Origin of the sequence: Mixta calida (assembly GCF_002953215.1) — a bacterium.
GTDB classification, from domain to species: domain Bacteria; phylum Pseudomonadota; class Gammaproteobacteria; order Enterobacterales; family Enterobacteriaceae; genus Mixta; species Mixta calida.
This window is the reverse complement of the sequence record NZ_CP026378.1, coordinates 4,288,943-4,308,453: the sequence shown is the minus strand read 5'-3', so window position 1 is coordinate 4,308,453 and position 19,511 is coordinate 4,288,943. Positions and strand designations below refer to the sequence as shown.

Annotated in this window: 16 protein-coding genes; 9 read left to right on the top strand and 7 right to left on the bottom strand. The window is 56.2% G+C overall.

Annotated elements, in window-relative coordinates; translation table 11 throughout:
- The first annotated feature begins 121 nt into the window (after positions 1–121).
- Together polA and C2E16_RS21510 are read left to right on the top strand one after the other, a co-directional pair.
- Positions 122–2,911 carry a DNA polymerase I gene (polA, locus tag C2E16_RS20465; protein ID WP_084969884.1) on the top strand — a complete coding sequence of 930 codons (2,790 nt, stop codon included), beginning with the start codon at positions 122–124 and terminating at the stop codon, positions 2,909–2,911.
- 253 nt (positions 2,912–3,164) lie between these two features.
- Complete coding sequence (locus C2E16_RS21510) at positions 3,165–3,212, top strand: spot 42 RNA, inhibition of DNA synthesis (protein ID WP_071892919.1); 48 nt, start codon at positions 3,165–3,167, stop codon at positions 3,210–3,212.
- Positions 3,213–3,294: 82 nt separating this feature from the next.
- Here C2E16_RS21510 and yihA read toward each other — a convergent pair whose 3' ends face one another.
- A complete protein-coding gene (gene yihA, locus C2E16_RS20455; protein WP_038629210.1) occupies positions 3,295–3,915 on the bottom strand; it encodes a ribosome biogenesis GTP-binding protein YihA/YsxC in 621 nt (206 codons plus the stop codon).
- A gap of 560 nt (positions 3,916–4,475) precedes the next feature.
- On the opposite strand from yihA, the gene yihI reads away from it, so the two are divergent.
- Positions 4,476–4,991: a Der GTPase-activating protein YihI gene (gene yihI, locus C2E16_RS20450; RefSeq protein ID WP_084969885.1), complete on the top strand. Its 516-nt coding sequence runs from the start codon at positions 4,476–4,478 to the stop codon at positions 4,989–4,991.
- 245 nt (positions 4,992–5,236) lie between these two features.
- Positions 5,237–6,610, top strand: coding sequence for an oxygen-independent coproporphyrinogen III oxidase (hemN, locus tag C2E16_RS20440; RefSeq protein WP_084969886.1), 1,374 nt, complete (start codon positions 5,237–5,239; stop codon positions 6,608–6,610).
- A 38-nt stretch (positions 6,611–6,648) separates the two neighbouring features.
- On the opposite strand, the gene C2E16_RS20675 is transcribed toward hemN, so the two are convergent.
- The 4 genes from C2E16_RS20675 to glnA all read right to left on the bottom strand — a co-directional run bounded on the left by C2E16_RS20675 (position 6,649) and on the right by glnA (position 10,894).
- The gene (locus C2E16_RS20675; protein WP_144380575.1) at positions 6,649–6,771 is read right to left on the bottom strand and encodes a YshB family small membrane protein; all 123 of its coding nucleotides are present in this window, start codon (positions 6,769–6,771) and stop codon (positions 6,649–6,651) included.
- A gap of 108 nt (positions 6,772–6,879) precedes the next feature.
- Complete coding sequence (gene glnG / locus C2E16_RS20435; RefSeq protein WP_038629204.1) at positions 6,880–8,289, bottom strand: nitrogen regulation protein NR(I); 1,410 nt, start codon at positions 8,287–8,289, stop codon at positions 6,880–6,882.
- A gap of 7 nt (positions 8,290–8,296) precedes the next feature.
- Positions 8,297–9,346 (bottom strand): nitrogen regulation protein NR(II), encoded by a 1,050-nt coding sequence (glnL, locus tag C2E16_RS20430; protein ID WP_038629202.1) that lies wholly within the window; start codon positions 9,344–9,346, stop codon positions 8,297–8,299.
- Positions 9,347–9,484: 138 nt separating this feature from the next.
- Complete coding sequence (gene glnA / locus C2E16_RS20425) at positions 9,485–10,894, bottom strand: glutamate--ammonia ligase (protein WP_038629200.1); 1,410 nt, start codon at positions 10,892–10,894, stop codon at positions 9,485–9,487.
- 436 nt (positions 10,895–11,330) lie between these two features.
- Between glnA and typA the strand changes: the two genes are divergently transcribed.
- The 5 genes from typA (at position 11,331) to fabY (ending at position 16,232) form a co-directional block, all read left to right on the top strand.
- Positions 11,331–13,154: a ribosome-dependent GTPase TypA gene (gene typA / locus C2E16_RS20420; RefSeq protein ID WP_038629198.1), complete on the top strand. Its 1,824-nt coding sequence runs from the start codon at positions 11,331–11,333 to the stop codon at positions 13,152–13,154.
- Positions 13,155–13,345: 191 nt separating this feature from the next.
- On the top strand, positions 13,346–13,942 hold the full coding sequence (gene yihX, locus C2E16_RS20415; protein WP_038629196.1) for a glucose-1-phosphatase: 597 nt from the start codon (positions 13,346–13,348) through the stop codon (positions 13,940–13,942).
- Between the two features lie 3 nt (positions 13,943–13,945).
- Positions 13,946–14,809 (top strand): virulence factor BrkB family protein, encoded by an 864-nt coding sequence (locus C2E16_RS20410; protein WP_038629193.1) that lies wholly within the window; start codon positions 13,946–13,948, stop codon positions 14,807–14,809.
- Positions 14,806–15,243, top strand: a complete 438-nt coding sequence (gene dtd / locus C2E16_RS20405; protein ID WP_038629190.1) for a D-aminoacyl-tRNA deacylase — start codon at positions 14,806–14,808, stop codon at positions 15,241–15,243. Before C2E16_RS20410 ends, dtd begins: the two co-directional genes overlap by 4 nt.
- 59 nt (positions 15,244–15,302) lie before the next feature.
- Positions 15,303–16,232, top strand: coding sequence for a fatty acid biosynthesis protein FabY (fabY, locus tag C2E16_RS20400; RefSeq protein ID WP_038629187.1), 930 nt, complete (start codon positions 15,303–15,305; stop codon positions 16,230–16,232).
- Here fabY and C2E16_RS20395 read toward each other — a convergent pair.
- Positions 16,223–17,905, bottom strand: coding sequence for an AsmA family protein (locus tag C2E16_RS20395; RefSeq protein ID WP_038629185.1), 1,683 nt, complete (start codon positions 17,903–17,905; stop codon positions 16,223–16,225). The two genes, fabY and C2E16_RS20395, sit on opposite strands and share 10 nt — an antisense overlap.
- A gap of 131 nt (positions 17,906–18,036) precedes the next feature.
- A complete protein-coding gene (locus tag C2E16_RS20390) occupies positions 18,037–19,422 on the bottom strand; it encodes a nucleobase:cation symporter-2 family protein (RefSeq protein ID WP_038629183.1) in 1,386 nt (461 codons plus the stop codon).
- Between the last annotated feature and the right edge of the window lie 89 nt (positions 19,423–19,511).

Below are 19,511 nucleotides of genomic sequence, written 5' to 3'. Positions count from 1 at the left end.
CACTGGCCCTGCGCAATTTCCCTGAGCTGTCGCTAAACTTCCGTCCAGGTTATTTCATTTTTGTCCGTATGATGTGGCATCCTTATGCCCATACCAACGATCATCCTGGAACGTGAAAACTATGGCCCAAATCGCAGAAAACCCTTTGATTCTGGTAGATGGATCTTCCTACCTTTATCGCGCCTATCACGCTTTTCCTCCGCTGACGAACAGCGCTGGCGAGCCGACCGGCGCGATGTACGGCGTCCTCAATATGCTGCGTAGCTTACTGTTACAGTACAAACCCAGCCATGTCGCCGTAGTGTTTGATGCAAAAGGCAAAACGTTTCGTGACGAACTGTTTGAGCATTACAAATCCCACCGTCCGCCCATGCCGGATGATCTGCGGGCGCAAATTGAGCCTCTGCATAATATGGTGCGCGCGATGGGGCTGCCGTTGCTGGCGGTATCAGGCGTAGAAGCGGATGACGTGATCGGCACGCTGGCTCTGCAGGCGGAACAGCAGGGGCGCGCGGTGCTGATCAGCACCGGCGACAAAGATATGGCCCAGCTGGTTACGCCGAACATCACGCTTATCAATACCATGAACAACGCCATCCTTGGTCCGGACGAGGTTAAGGAAAAATATGGCATCCCGCCTGAACTGATTATCGACTTCCTCGCGCTGATGGGCGATGCCTCCGATAATATTCCCGGCGTGCCTGGCGTGGGCGAGAAAACCGCGCAGGCGCTGTTACAGGGCTTGGGCGGCATTACCACTCTCTATGAAAATCTGGATAAGATCGCCGATCTCAGCTTCCGTGGCGCAAAAACCATGGCGGCGAAGCTGGAGCAGAATAAAGAAGTGGCGCTGCTCTCTTATCAGCTGGCTACCATTAAAACCGATGTGGCGCTGGATGTAGACTGCGAGCAGCTGACGGTCAATGAGCCGGATGTCGAGACGCTGCTGGGTCTGTTCCGTCATTATGAATTCCGCCGCTGGCTGACCGATCTGGAAGAGGGCAAATGGCTTCAGGGACGCAAGAGCAATGTCGGCGCACAGAAAAAGCTGGCGGAAGAGGAGCCAGCGCCGCAGCCAGAAAGCGTCAGCGTGCTTTCTTCTGACGGCTACGTCACTATCCTGGATGAAGCGACTTTCGACAGCTGGCTAAAGAAACTTCAGCAGAGCGAGCTGTTCGCTTTCGATCTGGAAACCGATTCGCTGGACACTCTTACCGCCAACATTATCGGCCTCTCCTTTGCCGTCGCGCCGGGCGAGGCGGCCTATCTGCCGGTGGCGCATGATTACCTGGATGCGCCCGATCAGCTGGATCGCAACGCCGTGCTGGCGCGGCTCAAGCCGCTGCTGGAAGATGAAAAATGCCTGAAAGTGGGTCAGAACCTCAAGTTCGACCGTAGCGTGCTGAAAAACTACGATATCGAGCTGGGCGGCATTAAATTCGACACCATGCTTGAATCCTATATGCTGAACAGCGTGGTCGGTAAGCATGATATGGACAGCCTGGCGTCACGCTGGCTGAACCATAAAACGGTCACCTTCACCGAAATCGCGGGCAAAGGCAAAAACCAGCTGACCTTTAACCAGATCGCGCTGGAGCAGGCGGCGCATTACGCTGCGGAAGATGCAGACGTCACGCTGCAATTGCACCTAAAAATGTGGCCGGAGCTGGAGAAAGAGGCTGGCCCGAAAAAGGTGTTTGAAGAGATCGAAATGCCGCTGCTGGCAGTGATTTCACGCATCGAACGCAACGGCGTTTTAATCGACCAGAACATTCTGGCGAAGCATTCTCAGGAGCTGACCACGCGCCTGAAAGAACTTGAAGAAAAAGCGCATGAGCTGGCGGGCGAGCCGTTTAATCTTTCATCAACTAAACAGCTGCAAACTATTCTGTTTGAAAAGCAGGGGATCAAGCCCACGAAAAAAACGCCGGGCGGCGCGCCTTCTACCAGCGAAGAAGTGCTGGCCGAGCTGGCGCTCGACTATCCGCTGCCGAAAGTGATTCTGGAGCATCGCGGCCTGTCCAAGCTCAAATCGACCTATACCGATAAGCTGCCACAGATGATTAACCCGCGTACCGGCCGGGTGCACACCTCTTATCAACAGGCGGTCACGGCGACAGGGCGTCTCTCGTCGACCGATCCTAACCTGCAAAACATCCCGGTGCGTAATGAAGAAGGGCGCCGTATCCGCCAGGCATTTATCGCACCGAAAGGTTGCCGCATCGTCGCGGCGGATTACTCGCAGATCGAGCTGCGCATTATGGCGCATTTGTCGCAGGATAAAGGGCTGCTTGCCGCTTTTGCCGAAGGTCAGGATATCCACCGCGCGACGGCGGCGGAAGTTTTCGGCGTCAGCGTTGATAAGGTAACCAACGAACAGCGCCGCAGCGCGAAAGCGATTAACTTCGGTCTGATCTATGGTATGAGCGCATTTGGTCTGTCGCGTCAGCTGAATATCAACGCGGGCGAAGCGAAAATCTATATGGATCGCTATTTTGAACGCTATCCGGGCGTGCTGACCTATATGGAAACCACGCGTCAGCAGGCGTCCGAGCAAGGTTATGTTTCTACGTTGGATGGCCGTCGCCTGTGGCTGCCTGATATCAAATCCGCTAACGCCATTCGACGTAAGGCGGCGGAGCGCGCGGCAATCAACGCGCCGATGCAGGGAACCGCGGCGGACATTATCAAGCGTGCAATGATTGACGTCGATGCCTGGCTGCGCCAGCCGGACGCGCCGCAGGTCACAATGATTATGCAGGTTCACGATGAACTGGTATTTGAAGTGCGGGAAGAAGACGTTAAATCCGCCAGCGCGAAAATCCAGCAGCTGATGGAAAACAGCGTGAAGCTGGATGTACCGCTGCGGGTAGATGTCGGCGTAGGCGATAACTGGGATCAGGCGCACTGATGCCGTAAAGACCAGCCTGGCGGCAGCGCGCTTCCGCGACATGCCGTCAGGAACGCCTGATTTTTCTGAAGAAATAAGCCTGTGCTGGCATCATGACGCTCAAACATTTTTTTAGTAATTAAGCTACAGGGATTCACTGTTTATGTGACGGCTGTTAAGAAAAAACAGCAGTTTTATGAAAATTAACTACAAAAAATGCTTTGTCGGTCAGAAAAAATCGGGTAAAGTTTACGGCGTAGGGTACAGAGGTAAGATGTTCTATCTTTCAGACCTTTTACTTCACGTAATCGGATTTGGCTGAATATTAGCCGCCCCAGTCATTCTGTGACTGGGGCGTTTTTTATTGGGCGCCTGCCAGACGGGATGCAGCGCACCCTCCTTCCTTATTCCGCCGGCTCGTCTTTGAGCGGGCTAAACCAGCTATCCAGCTTATCGCGCAGTTTATCGACGCCCATTTTCTTCAGGGAAGAAAAGAGTTCGACCTGCACATCGCCCATAAACGCCATCGATGCTTCGCGCACCATATTGAGCTGGCTCTTACGCGCGCCTGAGGCGAGCTTATCCGCCTTGGTCAGCAGCACCAGCACCGGAATTTGACTCTGCACCGCCCATTCAATCATCTGCTGATCGAGATCTTTCATCGGATGACGAACATCCATCAGGACAACCAGCCCCTTAAGGCATTCCCGCTTTTGCAGATATTCGCCCAGCGCTCGCTGCCATTTGCGTTTCATCTCTTCAGGCACTTCAGCGTAGCCATAGCCCGGCAAGTCGACCAGCCGCGCGCCTTCCGCCACCTGAAACAGGTTGATCAGCTGAGTGCGGCCAGGCGTTTTACTGGTGCGCGCCAGGCTTTTTTGGTTGGTCAATGTATTGAGGGCACTGGATTTACCCGCATTAGAACGGCCTGCAAATGCCACTTCGATACCTTCATCAGCCGGAAGGTGACGAATATCGGGGGCGCTGGTAACGAAGTGTGTGACGTGATAATTCCAGCCTGACAAAATAGAGACTCCTGGAGAGGTCGGTGTGTTGAATGTCGTGATTATACCCTTAAAGCGGGCAAAGCGCTGCCTGGCCAGCTTTATGAAAAACTTTGTAAGATATTTGCCATAGTTATTGCCAGTTATTGACGTTTGTTAGAACTTCGATTTTATTAATTTCTATAAAGTTCAATAAATTAAATAGAGCGATGCCGAATAAGAAAGAATAAATGGCTTATGTATCTTGCCACTTTGAGCAGTTAGTCTAAAGTAATTCACAGAGTTTGGATGGCTCACTTCAGGATGAAGCGCTCAGGGAAGCGGGGAACGCACAGAGCAGGGAAAGGGAAAGGGAAAGGGCGCTAAGGAACGTGCCGTCAGGGAAAAGGAAACGCTCAGGATGAGAGCGAATAGCAAAGGGAAAAACCGGGACGTTGACTGCAAAACGGATTTAAAGGATGGTTATCCTTCTACGGAAGGTACGAAAAAAGGCGACAGGGTGACCTGCCGCCTTTTTTCTTTGTGCGCTTTCTGCTAGATTCCGCCGCAATTCTATACTAAAGAAACCCCCCGGATAAAAGATCATGAAACCTGCACGTAAGCCACAAACCAGCGCGGCGCCAAAAGTAAAACGTCAATCGCGCGAAGATCAAAATCAGGAAGCGCGCGATCGTAAACGCGACAAAAAGCGTCGCGGACATGCGGCAGGCAGCCGCGCGAACCCCATTGCGCAGCAAAACGGCAAAGGAAATGCTAACAAGGAAAAAGACCCGCGTATCGGCAGTAAAAAACCGGTGCCGTTATTGAAAGAAGGCGTGACGGTCGCTAAGCCGATTAAAAAGGCGCCTGTTCAGCAGAAGCCGCAGATGAGCCCGGAAGACGAGCTGGCGAAGCTGGAAAACGACGAGCGTCTTGATGCGCTGCTGGATCGTCTGGAGAATGGCGAAGTGCTGTCGGCGGAAGAGCAGGCCTGGCTGGATCAAACGCTGGACCGCATTGATGTGCTGATGGAACAGCTGGGCATTGGCATGGATGACGACGACGCAGATGAAGAAGCGGATGAAGATATGTATCGTCTGCTGAAAGGCGAGCGCTAAACGTACCGCGTAATTTGACGGGCGCTGGCGAAAACGCTCGTCCGCTCATTCAGGTATCCCACTATGTTTTGGCCTGGATCAATTATCGCACTCCTGTTGGCGTGTTATCTGTTTTGGCTGTTTGTTAAACTACGCCGCCTGACGCAGCTGAAATCCCGGTTGCGCCGTGCTACCGCTAACCGGCAGCGCCAGGCCTCCCTGCCATTGACGCGGCCCGTAAGGCGTCGTAAATGGAAGGAGTGAACATGTCAATGCCGTTAACCGAGTGGGATCAGGCCCTGATCGAAAAGTATAACTATGCCGGGCCGCGTTATACTTCTTATCCCACCGCGCTGGAGTTTACCGAAGGCTGGAGCGAGGCGGCATTTCAGCAGGCCGCCCGTCGCTATCCCGATCGACCGCTCTCTCTCTATATCCACATTCCTTTTTGCCATCGCCTCTGCTATTTCTGCGGCTGCAACAAGCAGGTCACGCGCCAGATGCATAAAGGCGATCGCTACCTGGATGTGCTGGAGCAGGAGATCCGTCAGCGGGCGGCGCTGTTTGGCGGACGCAGCGTCACGCAGATGCACTGGGGCGGCGGCACGCCGACGTGGCTAAGCAAAGCGCAAATGAGTCGTCTGATGGCGGTGCTGCGGAAATGCTTCAATTTCAGCGCGACGGCTGAGATTTCTATCGAAGTCGATCCGCGCGAAATCGAGCTGGATATACTCGATCACCTGCGCGCGCTTGGCTTTACTCGCCTCAGTATGGGCGTACAGGATTTTAATAAAGTCGTGCAGGAGCGGGTCAACCGCGTGCAGGATGAAGCCTTTATTTTCGCGCTGATCAAGCGCGCGCGCGAACTGGGCTTTACCTCAAGCAATATCGACCTGATCTACGGCCTGCCGATGCAAACGCCGGAAAGCTTCGATTATACGCTGCAAAAAGTGGCAGAGCTGCGGCCCGATCGCTTAAGCGTATTCAATTATGCGCATCTGCCGACGCTGTTCGCCGCCCAGCGTAAAATTAAAGACGACGAACTGCCGGGACCGGCGCAGAAGCTGGTGATCCTGCAACAAACCATCGCCACGCTGACCGCGCAAGGCTATCACTATATCGGCATGGATCATTTCGCCCGCCCGGACGATGAATTGGCCGTCGCGCAGCGCGCCGGCAAGCTGCACCGCAACTTTCAGGGTTACACCACTCACGGCGACACCGATCTGTTAGGAATGGGCGTGTCGGCGATCAGTATGCTGGGGGACTGCTACGCGCAGAACCAGAAAGAGCTTAAGGCGTACTACGCCAGCGTAGAGCAACAGGGCAACGCCCTGTGGCGCGGCTTAACGCTGAGCGCCGACGACTGCCTGCGGCGCGATGTGATTAAAGCGCTGATCTGTAACTTCGCGCTCTCCTTCGCCGACATTGAGAAGCAAAGCGGCGTGAAATTTACCGAATACTTCGCCGAGGATTTGGCTTTGCTGGCGCCGCTGGCGGCGGATGGGCTGGTGGACGTGCTGCCGGAAGGCTTACAGGTGACGCCAAAGGGACGGCTGTTGATCCGCAATATCTGCATGTGCTTTGACGTTTATATGCGACAAAAAGCGCGGCAGCAGCAGTTCTCGCGCGTTATTTAGCACAGCAAGCAAAAAGGCCGGGAGCGCCGGCCTTTTTGTTAATTAAACAGATTGAGCATCACGGCGCACAGCACAGCCGCCAGCGCGGTCTGCGGCGAATGGCCGATAGCAGCGCCGGTTTCAGCGCTCTGCGAGACCAAATGCATCAGTGATTCAAACATGATAAACCTCCGGGCAACCGCTCAGAATGATACTGAACGGCACCGGCGTGTAAAGAGCGTGCCTGCGAAAAATTGCGCAATAAATAATCTTTTTTACACTTTTTTCGTCTACTCCATTCCCAGCTCTTTTAGCTTACGCGTAAGGGTGTTGCGTCCCCAGCCCAGCAGCCGCGCCGCTTCCTGCTTATGGCCCTGCGTATGGCGCAGCGCGGTGGTCAGCAGAGTGCGTTCCATCTCCGGCTGAGCTTCCGACAACAGGTCTTGATGACCGGATCGCAATGCCCGATCGGCCCACTGCGCCAGTAGCGTGGCCCAGCTGTCCGGCAGCGACTGTACGGCGGGATCGCTGCTGCTGCTTTCAAACAGCTCCGGCGGCAAATCCTGAATGAGGACCTCCTGTCCGGCAGCCATCACCGTCAGCCAACGGCAGGTATTTTCCAGCTGGCGCACATTGCCCGACCAGTGCAGCCGCGTCAACGCCGCCTCGGTTTCAGGGTGCAGGATTTTTGCCTCTACGCCCAGCTCGCGTGCGGCTACCTGCAGGAAGTAGCGCGCCAGCCGTGGAATATCCTCGCGGCGCTCGCGTAGCGGCGGCAAATGCACGCGGATCACATTCAGACGGTGGAACAGATCTTCCCTGAACTTGCCTTCCTGCACGCGCAGCTCAAGATTCTGGTGGGTTGCCGCGATAATCCGCACGTCCACTTTTACCGGCGCATAGCCGCCGACGCGATAAAACTGCCCGTCGGCCAGCACGCGCAGTAGGCGCGTCTGCACATCCAGCGGCATGTCGCCGATTTCATCAAGAAACAGCGTACCGCCGTCCGCCTGCTCAAAACGCCCCTGGCGAATCTGATTGGCGCCGGTAAACGCGCCTTTCTCATGACCGAACAGCTCAGACTCAATCAGGTCTTTCGGGATCGCCGCCATATTCAGCGCAATGAAGGGCGCTTTGGCGCGCGGGCTGTGGCGATGCAGCGCATGCGCCACCAGCTCTTTGCCGGTACCCGATTCGCCGTTGATCAGCACACTAATTGAAGAGCGCGAAAGACGACCGATAATGCGAAACACATCCTGCATCGCCGGCGCTTCGCCAATGATGTCAGTGGTCGGCCCGCTCACTGGCCTGTCGCGCGGCTGCTGCTGCTCCTGATAATGACTGATTGCGCGCTCAACCAGCGCGACGGCTTCGTCGATATCAAACGGCTTAGGCAGATAATCAAACGCGCCCTGCTGATAGGCGCTGACCGCCGCATCCAGATCTGAATGCGCCGTCATGATAATCACCGGCAGCATCGGATGACGCTGTTTAATCTGTTTCAGTAACGCCAGGCCATCCATTCCGGGCATACGAATATCAGACAGTAAAACGTCTGGGGTTTTGCTGGCGAGTGCGTCCAGCACTTCGCTGCCGCTTTCAAACGTGGCGCAGCTTAAACCGGCTCCGGTCAGTGCGCGTTCAAGCACCCAGCGGATGGAGCTATCGTCATCGACGATCCAAACTATCCCTCGTTGCATAGAAACCTCACTGGCGAATAGGCAGGTAAATCGAAAATTCGGTATGGCCAGGCCAACTGCTAAATTCTATTTTTCCAGAATGCTGGTCGATCAGGCTGCGGGCAATAGAGAGGCCCAGTCCGGTTCCGCCCTCCCGACCGCTGACCATTGGATAAAACAGCGTATCCTGCAGCTGCGTCGGAATGCCTGGTCCGTCATCTTCCACATCAATACGCGCTACCAGACGATAACGCGCGCCATGCAGCGTCAGCTGAAACGCGGTGCGGGTACGCAGCGTAATGGTGCCGCCTGCGTCGCCCAGCGCCTGTAGCGCATTGCGAACGATATTCAGCAACACCTGCTCTATCTGATCGGGATCGTGCGGCAGTTCCGGCAGGCTGGGGTCGTAATCACGCACCAGCGAGACATTCTCCGGCAGCTCCATATTGACCAGATTCACCACGCGCTCCGCCACCTGATGAATGCTTTGCGTCACGTGCATGCCCGGCTGCTGCGGCCCTAACAGCCTGTCGACCAGATTGCGCAGCCGATCGGCCTGTTCAATAATCACTTTGGTATATTCCGTCAGCGACGGATCGGGCAGCGCCTTCGCCAGCAGCTGCGCCGCGCCGCGCAGTCCGCCGAGCGGGTTTTTGATCTCATGCGCCAGTCCGCGCACCAGGTCGCGCGCGGCAACCTGCTGCGCATGCTGTATCTGCTCCTGACTGAGACGGCGCTGATTATCCATCGGCGCCATTTCCAGCAGGATCAGGCCGTCAGGCAGGCGCTGCGCGGTGAGCGACATAATATGGGCGCGGCCGTCCACCACCAGCGTCACTTCGCTGTCGGTAAATCCCTGACCAGCGGCCAGGCTTTCCTGCATTACGGCGATATTCAGAGAAAAATAGCCCATCAGCTCCGGCAACGGCGTACCGAAAAGCTTACGCGAGCTTTGCGCCAACAGCTGCTGGGCTGCGGGGTTGGCGTAATGAATCACCAGTTCGTTATCGACCAGCAGGATACTGTTAATCAGGGAATTGAGAATCTGCCCAGCATCGGGCAAGGGGCCAGTTGCCATACAGCGTTCTCCTGCACTGTTTTAGTGCATTATAGTTTCAGGTTTGATAACGCGATATTCCGGCCGTTGAAGACGCGGAGAAAAAAGCCCATCCGAAGATGGGCTGAAAGTTTCCACGGCAACAAAAACTCAAACCAATTAAACGCTGTAGTAAAGCTCGAACTCGACCGGGTGCGGCGTCATGCGCACGCGATCCATTTCAGATTTACGCAGGTCGATATAGGCGTCGATAGCGTCGTCGGTGAATACACCGCCACGGGTCAGGAACTCGCGGTCTTCGTTCAGCGCGTTCAGCGCTTCTTCCAGCGAGCCTGCAACTTTTGGAATCTCGGCCTCTTCTTCCGGCGGCAGGTCATACAGGTTCTTGTCCATCGCATCGCCAGGGTGGATCTTGTTGATGATGCCATCCAGACCCGCCATCAGCAGCGCAGCGAAGGCCAGGTACGGGTTAGCAGCCGGATCCGGGAAACGCGCTTCGATACGACGCGCTTTCGGACTGGCGACCACCGGGATACGGATGGAAGCAGAGCGGTTACGCGCAGAGTAGGCCAGCATAACCGGCGCTTCGTAGCCCGGCACCAGACGCTTGTAGGAGTTGGTGGTCGGGTTTGCCAGGGCGTTGATCGCTTTCGCGTGTTTGATCACGCCGCCGATGTAGAACAGCGCCATTTCAGACAGGCCGCCGTATTTGTCGCCGGCGAACAGGTTGGTGCCGCCTTTAGACAGGGACATATGGCAGTGCATGCCGGAGCCATTATCGCCGAACATCGGTTTTGGCATAAAGGTGGCGGTTTTGCCGTAGGCGTGCGCAACGTTGTGCACGACATATTTGTAGATCTGAATTTCGTCCGCTTTTTTCACCATGGTGTTGAAACGGGTGGCCACTTCGTTCTGACCAGCGGTGGCGACTTCATGGTGATGCGCTTCAACGACCAGACCCATCTGCTCCATGGTCAGACACATGGCGGAACGGATGTCCTGTGAGGAGTCAACCGGCGGAACCGGGAAGTAGCCGCCTTTCAGGCCCGGACGGTGGCCTTTGTTGCCGCCTTCATATTCTTTACCGGTGTTCCAGGCCGCTTCGATATCGTCGATAGCCACATGCGAACCGGAGGTGCTGCTGCCGAAACGGATGTCGTCGAACAGGAAGAATTCCGGCTCCGGTCCGAACAGCACGGTATCCGCGATGCCGGATGAACGCAGGAAATCTTCCGCACGTTTAGCGATAGAGCGCGGGTCGCGATCGTAGCCCTGCATGGTGCCCGGCTCAAGGATGTCACAACGGATGATCAGCGTGGAATCTTCGTAGAACGGATCCAGCACGGCGGTAGTCGCGTCCGGCATCAGCACCATGTCAGATTCGTTAATGCCTTTCCAGCCGCCGATAGAGGAGCCGTCAAACATTTTGCCTTCTTCGAAGAAGTCTGCGTTGACCTGATGCGCAGGGATGGTTACGTGCTGCTCTTTACCTTTGGTATCGGTGAAGCGCAGGTCAACAAACTTAACTTCGTGTTCATTCATCATAGAAAGAACGTGTTCAGCGGACATACTCAACTCTCCTGGTAATTGTCATTGTCGTCGTGGTAAGAGAACTTCATCCTGCCAGGCGCGTAAAGTCGAGCGTACAGCTGGCAACAAAGTACTCGGACAAGCTATCAACCGTTGTGGAAACTGTCGTTTTGGCTTGAATAAAATAAAGCGAATTCTGTGCCAACTTTTTTATTCTGGCCAAAAAGCGCTATTATGCGCGCTCTCGACAAACGAGGGATGCACCATGATGGATATCGCGCACCATTATAGTGCATTTGAGTTAATTTTGGGCACCATAATGGTGCAGCTGGTCAATCAGGTGCATTTTTTGCACTGAAAGTGGTGTTATAAGGCAAGCCCTGGAGCATTCTTTCTTTGATATTTGTGATCCTGTTCAGTCCTTCGATTAATCCGTGTACAATAGCGCGCTATTTCTAATGCCTGAGGCAAAGCTGTGATCGAAAATTTGCGTAACATCGCCATTATTGCGCACGTTGACCATGGGAAAACCACCCTGGTCGACAAACTGCTGCAACAGTCCGGTACTTTTGATGCCCGTACTGAAGCAACCGAGCGTGTAATGGACTCCAACGATTTGGAGAAAGAGCGTGGGATTACCATCCTCGCGAAAAATACCGCCATCAAATGGAACGACTATCGTATCAACATCGTTGATACTCCGGGACACGCCGACTTCGGTGGAGAAGTTGAGCGCGTTATGTCCATGGTTGATTCAGTGCTGCTGGTTGTCGACGCGATGGACGGCCCAATGCCGCAGACGCGTTTCGTGACCAAAAAAGCATTTGCCCACGGCCTGAAGCCGATCGTGGTCATCAACAAAATTGACCGCCCGGGCGCGCGTCCTGACTGGGTTGTCGATCAGGTGTTCGACCTGTTCGTTAACCTTGACGCGACCGACGAGCAGCTCGATTTCCCGATTATTTACGCCTCTGCGCTGCAGGGTATCGCTGGCGTCGACCATACCGATATGGCTGACGACATGACCCCGCTGTACCAGGCGATCGTCGACCACGTACCGGCGCCAAACGTCGATCTGGACGGCCCGCTGCAGATGCAAATCTCTCAGCTGGACTATAACAACTACCTGGGCGTGATCGGCATCGGCCGCATCAAGCGCGGCAAAGTTAAGCCGAACCAGCAGGTTACGGTTGTCGACAGCGAAGGCAAAACCCGCAACGCGAAAGTGGGCAAAGTGCTGGGCCACCTGGGTCTGGAGCGTATTGATACCGACCTGGCGGAAGCAGGCGACATCATCGCAATCACCGGTCTGGGCGAGCTGAACATCTCCGACACCATCTGCGATCCGCAGAATGTCGAAGCGCTGCCTGCGCTGAGCGTTGATGAGCCGACTGTAACCATGTTCTTTAACGTCAACACCTCGCCGTTCTGCGGTAAAGAGGGTAAATACGTTACTTCACGTCAGATCCTGGATCGTCTGAAGAAAGAGCTGGTGCACAACGTGGCGCTGCGCGTAGAAGAAACCGAAGATGCGGACGCTTTCCGCGTATCCGGTCGTGGCGAACTGCACCTCTCCGTGCTGATCGAAAACATGCGTCGTGAAGGTTTCGAACTGGCGGTATCCCGTCCGAAAGTTATCTTCCGCGAAGTTGATGGCCGTAAACAAGAGCCGTTCGAAAACGTGACGCTGGATATCGAAGAACAGCATCAGGGCGCGGTCATGCAGGCCATGGGCGAGCGTAAAGGCGACATGAAAAACATGGACCCGGACGGCAAAGGCCGCGTGCGTCTCGACTACGTTATTCCGAGCCGTGGTTTGATCGGTTTCCGTAACGAATTCATGACCATGACCTCCGGCACCGGTCTGCTTTACTCTACTTTCAGCCACTACGACGACGTGCGTCCGGGCGAAGTAGGCCAGCGTCAGAACGGCGTGTTGATCTCTAACGGCCAGGGCAAGGCGGTCGCCTTCGCACTGTTCGGTCTGCAGGATCGCGGCAAACTGTTCCTGGGCCACGGCGCGGAAGTTTACGAAGGCCAGATCATCGGCATTCACAGCCGTTCTAACGACCTGACCGTCAACTGCCTGACCGGTAAGAAACTGACGAACATGCGCGCATCAGGTACTGATGAAGCGACGACGCTGGTTCCGCCGATCAAGATGACCCTTGAGCAGGCGATCGAGTTTATCGATGATGACGAACTGGTTGAAGTCACGCCGACCTCCGTACGTATTCGTAAACGTCACCTGACGGAAAACGATCGTAAGCGTGCTTCACGCGGCAGCAAAGACGTATAACGTCACGCTATTGTGTGAACAGAAGTTGTTAAAGGGCCCCGTAAGGGGCCTTTTTTTTGCCTCGCCTTCCTGCCCGCGCCTTTTCGCGGAAATAGCGCGCTCTGATTTCCGCCATCCTTTGCGTCATGCCCTGTTCAGCATCCGCTTTTATCGCTAGAGTGAATAGCTCGACGGGACAACAGGAGATGGCCATGCTGTATATCTTTGATTTAGGTAATGTCATTGTTGATATCGATTTCAACCGGGTGCTGGGCGTCTGGAGCGATCTTGGCCGTGTCCCGTTAGCGCTGTTAAAAAGCCGCTTTCAGATGGGCGAAAACTTCGAGCGTCATGAACGTGGCGAAATCAGCGATGAGCAGTTCGCCGCGAATCTTTGCGCTGAACTTGATATCGCGCTGAGCTATGAGCAGTTTGTCGCAGGCTGGCAGGCAGTGTTTATCGGCGTAAGGCCTGAGGTTATCGCGCTGATGCAACAGCTGCGCAACCGTGGAGAACGCGTGGTTATCCTCTCCAACACTAACCGGTTGCACTGCGACTACTGGCCGTCGCAATACCCTGAGGTACAGCAGGCGGCCGACAAACTCTATCTTTCTCAGGATATGGGCATGCGTAAGCCGGAGGCGCGTATTTTTCAGCGGGTACTGGAAGAAGAGGGCTTTAGCGCGGATCAGGCCGTTTTCTTTGACGACAACCCTGAAAATATCGAAGCGGCCCGGCAGCTTGGCATTACCGTGGTGCATGTCACCGACGCGCAGACGGTGCCAGACTGGTTCGCCAGCCATGGTTGAGTAATGAAGCGGCTTCACTTAGGCCCGCGCGTCCGCACAACAGGCGCCTGGCTAAAGCTGCTGTGGCAGCGCGTCAATCATGACGGTATGACCACCGAAGCGGGCAATCTCGCTTTCGTGTCGCTGCTGGCGCTTGTGCCGCTGGTGGCGGTGGTCTTTTCGCTGTTCGCTGCGTTTCCGGTCTTCGCTGATATCAGCGTTCAGCTAAAGCATTTTATTTTTAATAACTTCGTTCCGGCGGCGGGCAATGTGGTGCAGGACTATCTCGATCAGTTCGTCGCCAACGTCAATAAAATGACCGTTGTCGGCGCCGTCGGGCTGATCGTCACCGCGCTGCTGCTGATGCACTCTATCGACAGCGCGTTGAACGCCATCTGGCGCAGCCAGAAAAAGCGGCCGCTGGTGTTTTCCTTTGCCGTTTACTGGATGATCCTGACGCTTGGCCCGCTGTTGGCTGGCGCCAGCCTGGCGATAAGCACCTGGCTGCTGTCGTTGAAATGGGTGACGGTCAGCGGCGTCACCGGACTTATCGATCAGACGCTGCGCATTTTCCCGCTGCTGTTTTCATGGCTCGCGTTCTGGCTGCTTTACAGCCTGGTGCCGACGACGCGCGTGCCGCCGCGCGACGCTCTGATCGGCGCGCTGGTGGCGGGGCTGCTGTTTGAGCTGGGAAAAAAAGCGTTCGCGCTTTATATCACTACGTTCCCTTCGTATCAGCTTATTTACGGCGTGCTGGCCGTGATCCCTATCCTGTTCCTGTGGGTTTACTGGACATGGTGTATCGTTCTGTTAGGCGCGGAAATCACCGTCACGTTGGGAGAATTCCGCCATCAACAACAAAAACAAAAGAGTAATGAGGAAGCATGATTGCATTAATTCAGCGAGTCCGACGCGCCAGCGTAACGGTGGCGGATGAAACGGTCGGCGAAATCGGCGCCGGCCTGCTGGTGTTGCTGGGCGTGGAACAGGAAGATAACGAACAAAAAGCGCAGCGGCTGAGTGAGCGGGTGCTGGGCTACCGTATTTTTAGCGATGAAAACGGCAAGATGAACCTGAACGTTCAGCAGGCTGGCGGCAGCCTGTTAGTGGTGTCGCAGTTTACGCTGGCGGCCGATACGCAAAAGGGAATGCGTCCCAGCTTTTCACGCGGCGCCGAGCCGCAGGAGGCGGAACGTCTCTATCACTATTTTAGCGACCGATGCCGTCAGCAGGGGATTGCCGTTGAAAACGGGCGCTTTGCCGCAGATATGCAGGTCGCATTGGTCAATGATGGTCCGGTCACCTTTTGGCTGCAGGTGTAACGTCAGTCGCCGCAGAATGCCAGAACCGCCGCCCTTAAGCCGAACGAGAGAATCCTTTTATGTATCACCTACGAGTGCCGGAAACTGCCGAAGAGCTGGAAATGTATTATCAGTTCCGCTGGGAGATGTTACGTAAACCACTGCGTCAGCCGCAGGGGTCGGAGCGGGACGCCTGGGACGCCCTGGCGCATCATCAGATGGTGGTGGATGAGCAGGGCAAGCCCGTTGCCGCGGGACGGCTCTATATCAACGCCGATAATGAAGCCTCGATTCGTTTCCTGGCCGTCCATCCGACGGTACAGGGAAAAGGGCTGGGCACGCTGGTGGCGATGACGCTGGAGTCGGTGGCGCGTCAGGAAGGCGTTAAGCGCGTCGTCTGTAGCGCCCGCGAAGATGCGGTCGAGTTCTTCGCCAAGCTGGGCTACCTCAACGAGGGAGAGATCACCGCGCCGCAGACCACGCCGGTGCGCCATTTTCTGATGATCAAGCCGGTGGTGACGCTGGATGATATTTTGCACCGCGCCGACTGGTGCGGGCAATTACAGCAGGCGTGGTATGAGCATATTCCATTAAGCGAAAAGATGGGCGTGCGCATTTCACAGTATACCGGCCAGAAATTTATGACCACCATGCCGGAGACCGGCAACCAGAATCCGCATCATACCTTGTTTGCAGGCAGCCTGTTTTCACTGGCGACGCTGACCGGCTGGGGCCTGATCTGGCTGCTGCTGCGCGAACGTCACCTTGGCGGTACGATTATTCTGGCCGACGCGCATATTCGCTACAGTCAGCCTATTAGCGGCAAGCCGAGCGCTACGGCCGATCTTGGCTCGCTGAGCGGCGATCTCGATCGCCTGGCGCGCGGGCGTAAAGCGCGCGTTCAGCTGGAGGTAGAGCTGTTCGGCAACGAGGTGTGCGGCGCGGTCTTCAACGGTGTCTACATCGTGCTGCCCGCCGATCCCGACGGGCCGCTGGAACCTCACGGCTGAGTCGTCACCGCGCCCTGCGTCATGGTTTGCTCCAGGGTGCGTTCCGCTGCGTTAATGGTTAGCGTGCCGTTAGCGCTGCCTTTCAGAGGCGTATCCGCTGCCAGACGCGCATTCAGCTTCAGCTGCAATGTCGCCGGGCCCGACAGCGGCGGCGCGGGCCAGCCCCAGTTTTGCAGCACATCCGCCGGCACTGAACGGCCATCCAGCGTTAACGACAGATGACGCGCTGGCGTTTGATCCAGCGTCGCCTGGCCTTCCAGCATGCCTTTATCAACAAAGGCGCTCATCTCCGTCACGTTAATCTGTCCGCTATCGGCATTTAACGCGAGGGAAGGGCGACGGATATCGGTACGGTTGAAGGTCGCCTCCGCTGCATTCAGGTTCAGGCTCCCCTGCCAGACGCCCCATTGCCGCTGACGCGCCAGCAGCAGATCTGAGCCGTTTATATCCAGCGCGGTAACCTGGAACGGCCAGGCCGGGTTAACATCAATCAGCAGATTGCGGCTGCCGCTTAGCTTTTTCACCAGCACGCTGTCGAGCCAGCCCGGCAGCGTCTCTATCCAGCGGTCGCGCCAGTTTTCCGGCAGCGTGTATTCCAGGCCCGCCAGCACCAGCTCATCCAGCGTCAGCCGCTTAGTTTGCCGCTGCCAGCTGCCCTGCGCCCGTATCAGGCCGTTAACCCAACGGGAGCTGAAGCGCGCGTCGGCGACGCCCTGCGGTGAAAAGTCGAGATTCAGAATCGGATCGTTCAGCGTCAGCTGTCCATTGATAAAACTGTCGGCATTCAGCGCCAGCGAGCCTTCCTCGCTCTGCCAGTCGCCCTGACGCAGCGTCAGCTCTTTTACCAGCAGGTCAAGATCGGTTACCGCCCAGTCCGGCCCCTGTAAGCGCGCATCGGTCATATCCACGCGGGAAAAGTGCACGGAAGGCAAATTGCGCAGCGGCGCGAGGAAATCCGCCAGTGATTTATCCGTTTGCAGGCGAATATCATTCATCCGCAATGCCGGAACGTGCCAGTTGCCCGCGCTGTCACGCTGCGCGCTACCGGTCACGGAGCCGCGCGCCACATCCGCGCCGAAGTTGTTCACGAAAAGCTGTTTATCGCTGATACGTCCCTGAATCAGCGCATTGGTGGCCGTCAGGCCGTCGACCGTAATGCTTTCCGCGCTCATCTGGAAGCTGGCGTTGTCGCCGGCGATACGGCCGGGTGCAGGCTGCCAGGGAATAATGCCGCCGTTCAGGGCCTTGGCGCTGATGGCAAGGCGGGGCGTATTGACCGCCATATTACGCAACTGCAGGCGGTCGGCCTGTAACGGCCATGCCATATTGCCCGGCATATTGGCGGCATCCAGCGTGCCGTCGCGCAGTTCAATGCTGGCGAATCGCAACGGCTGGTTAAACAGGGAAAGGGAAAGGCCGAGGTTGACGGTTTTCGCCACCATGACAGCAGGCTGGCCATCATGACCAAAGCTGACGTTATGTAAGCTCAACAGGGAAGGATCGGAAAAGTTATGCTCTATTTTGGCGATGGAAAGGTGATACGCCGTGTCGTCGCTGATCCGTCTGCTGGCCCATTCTGCGCCCCAGCGGGTTTGCAGCAGAAAATAACAGACCACGGCCACCAGCAACAGCAGTAACAACAATGAAAGAATTAACTTTCCGACAAATTTCATTTGCATCCTTCCGTATGAATTTCCGGTATCGCCTGTTATGCCTGAATTACCGGCATACCTCAACAGCGCGGTTGTAAAGCTGGAAACAAAAGCGGAGGAAGGCGGACGAGCAGCCGCTCGCCCGACAGGATTTACTTCTCTTGTGGAAAGATCAGGTTCAGCACAATCGCCGTGATGCCGCCAGCGGCGATGCCGGAAGAGAGTAGCGTTTTCAGCCAGTCCGGCGCAAATTGCAGGATCAGCGGCTGCTGAGATACGCCCAGCCCGACCGCCAGCGACAGAGCGATAATCATAATCGCGCGGCGGTTTAACGGCTCGCGGGACACAATGCGCACGCCGGAAGCGGCGATGGTGCCGAACATCACGATGGTGGCGCCGCCCAGCACCGGTTCCGGGATATGCTGTACAAAACCGCTGACCGCCGGAAACAGGCCCAGCACGATAAGCATCAGGGACACCACGAAGCCGACATAGCGGCTGGCGACGCCGGTCAGCTGGATTACGCCGTTATTCTGGCCGAAACAGGAGTTGGGAAAGGTATTAAACAGCGCAGAAACAAACGAGTTCAGACCGTTCGCCAGCACGCCGCCTTTCAGACGCTTCATATAGATCGGACCGGTAACCGGCTGCTCTGAGACATCGGAGGTGGCGGTAATATCGCCGATCGTTTCCAGCGAGGTCACCATAAATACCAGCATCAGCGGAATCAGCAGATTCCAGTCAAAGCCCAGACCGTAATAGAGCGGCATCGGCACCGCGACCAGCGCGCTTTGCGTCGTGCCGGCGCTTTCCGGCAGCATACCCAGCGCCCAGGCCAGCAGATAGCCGACCGCCATCGCAATCACCAGCGAGGCGACGCGCAGGTAAGGATTGCGCTGGCGGTTCAACAGAATAATCACCGCCAGCACCACGCCCGCCAGCAGCAGGTTTTTCGGCGCGCCGAAGGTGTGATCGCTCATCGCCGCGTAGCCGCCGCCTATCGAAGTCAGACCTACCTGAATCAGCGACAGCCCGATAATCATTACTACAATGCCGGAGACCAGCGGGGTAATAATGCGACGCGCCAGATGCAGCACGCGCGACAACACCATTTCGGTACAGGAAGCGACCATTAGCGTGCCGAACAGCGCCGCCATCATCGTTGGAACGTCAGCGCCACCGTTTTTCAATGCCATGCCGCCCATAATCAGCGGCGTAACAAAGTTAAAGCTGGTGCCCTGAATGGAGAGCAGGCCTGAGCCGACCGGCCCCCAGGTTTTAATCTGCAAGATAGAGGCGACGCCGGAAGCGAACAGCGACATGCTGATGATGTGCTGCGTATCCTGCGCGGGCAGGCCGAGCGCCTGACAGATCAGTAAGGCGGGCGTGATGACCGCAACGAACATCGCCAGCAGATGCTGGCAGGCGGCAAACAGCGTTTGCGGCAGCGGCGGGCGGTCTTCCAGACGGTAAATCAGTTCGCTCTTTGGCGTCGCGGCATTGGCGGACGAGGCGATTTCATTTGGGCTGACGGACATGGTTAAGGTTCCCTGAGAAACAAAGTGGCGATTGTAATTCACTGCCAGGCAAAAGCAATCGTTTGCTAAAACGCAAAGGCGCTTTAGCC

Excerpts from the sequence above, each read along its gene's own strand:
- glnG (WP_038629204.1), bottom strand. The coding sequence starts at position 8,289 with ATGCAACGAGGGATAGTTTGGATCGTCGATGACGATAGCTCCATCCGC.
- C2E16_RS20410 (WP_038629193.1), top strand. The coding sequence starts at position 13,946 with ATGAAGCGGCTTCACTTAGGCCCGCGCGTCCGCACAACAGGCGCCTGG.
- glnA (WP_038629200.1), bottom strand. The coding sequence starts at position 10,894 with ATGTCCGCTGAACACGTTCTTTCTATGATGAATGAACACGAAGTTAAG.
- C2E16_RS20395 (WP_038629185.1), bottom strand. The coding sequence starts at position 17,905 with ATGAAATTTGTCGGAAAGTTAATTCTTTCATTGTTGTTACTGCTGTTG.
- hemN (WP_084969886.1), top strand. The coding sequence starts at position 5,237 with ATGTCAATGCCGTTAACCGAGTGGGATCAGGCCCTGATCGAAAAGTAT.
- fabY (WP_038629187.1), top strand. The coding sequence starts at position 15,303 with ATGTATCACCTACGAGTGCCGGAAACTGCCGAAGAGCTGGAAATGTAT.
- dtd (WP_038629190.1), top strand. The coding sequence starts at position 14,806 with ATGATTGCATTAATTCAGCGAGTCCGACGCGCCAGCGTAACGGTGGCG.
- glnL (WP_038629202.1), bottom strand. The coding sequence starts at position 9,346 with ATGGCAACTGGCCCCTTGCCCGATGCTGGGCAGATTCTCAATTCCCTG.
- yihX (WP_038629196.1), top strand. The coding sequence starts at position 13,346 with ATGCTGTATATCTTTGATTTAGGTAATGTCATTGTTGATATCGATTTC.
- C2E16_RS20675 (WP_144380575.1), bottom strand. The coding sequence starts at position 6,771 with ATGTTTGAATCACTGATGCATTTGGTCTCGCAGAGCGCTGAAACCGGC.
- C2E16_RS20390 (WP_038629183.1), bottom strand. The coding sequence starts at position 19,422 with ATGTCCGTCAGCCCAAATGAAATCGCCTCGTCCGCCAATGCCGCGACG.
- polA (WP_084969884.1), top strand. The coding sequence starts at position 122 with ATGGCCCAAATCGCAGAAAACCCTTTGATTCTGGTAGATGGATCTTCC.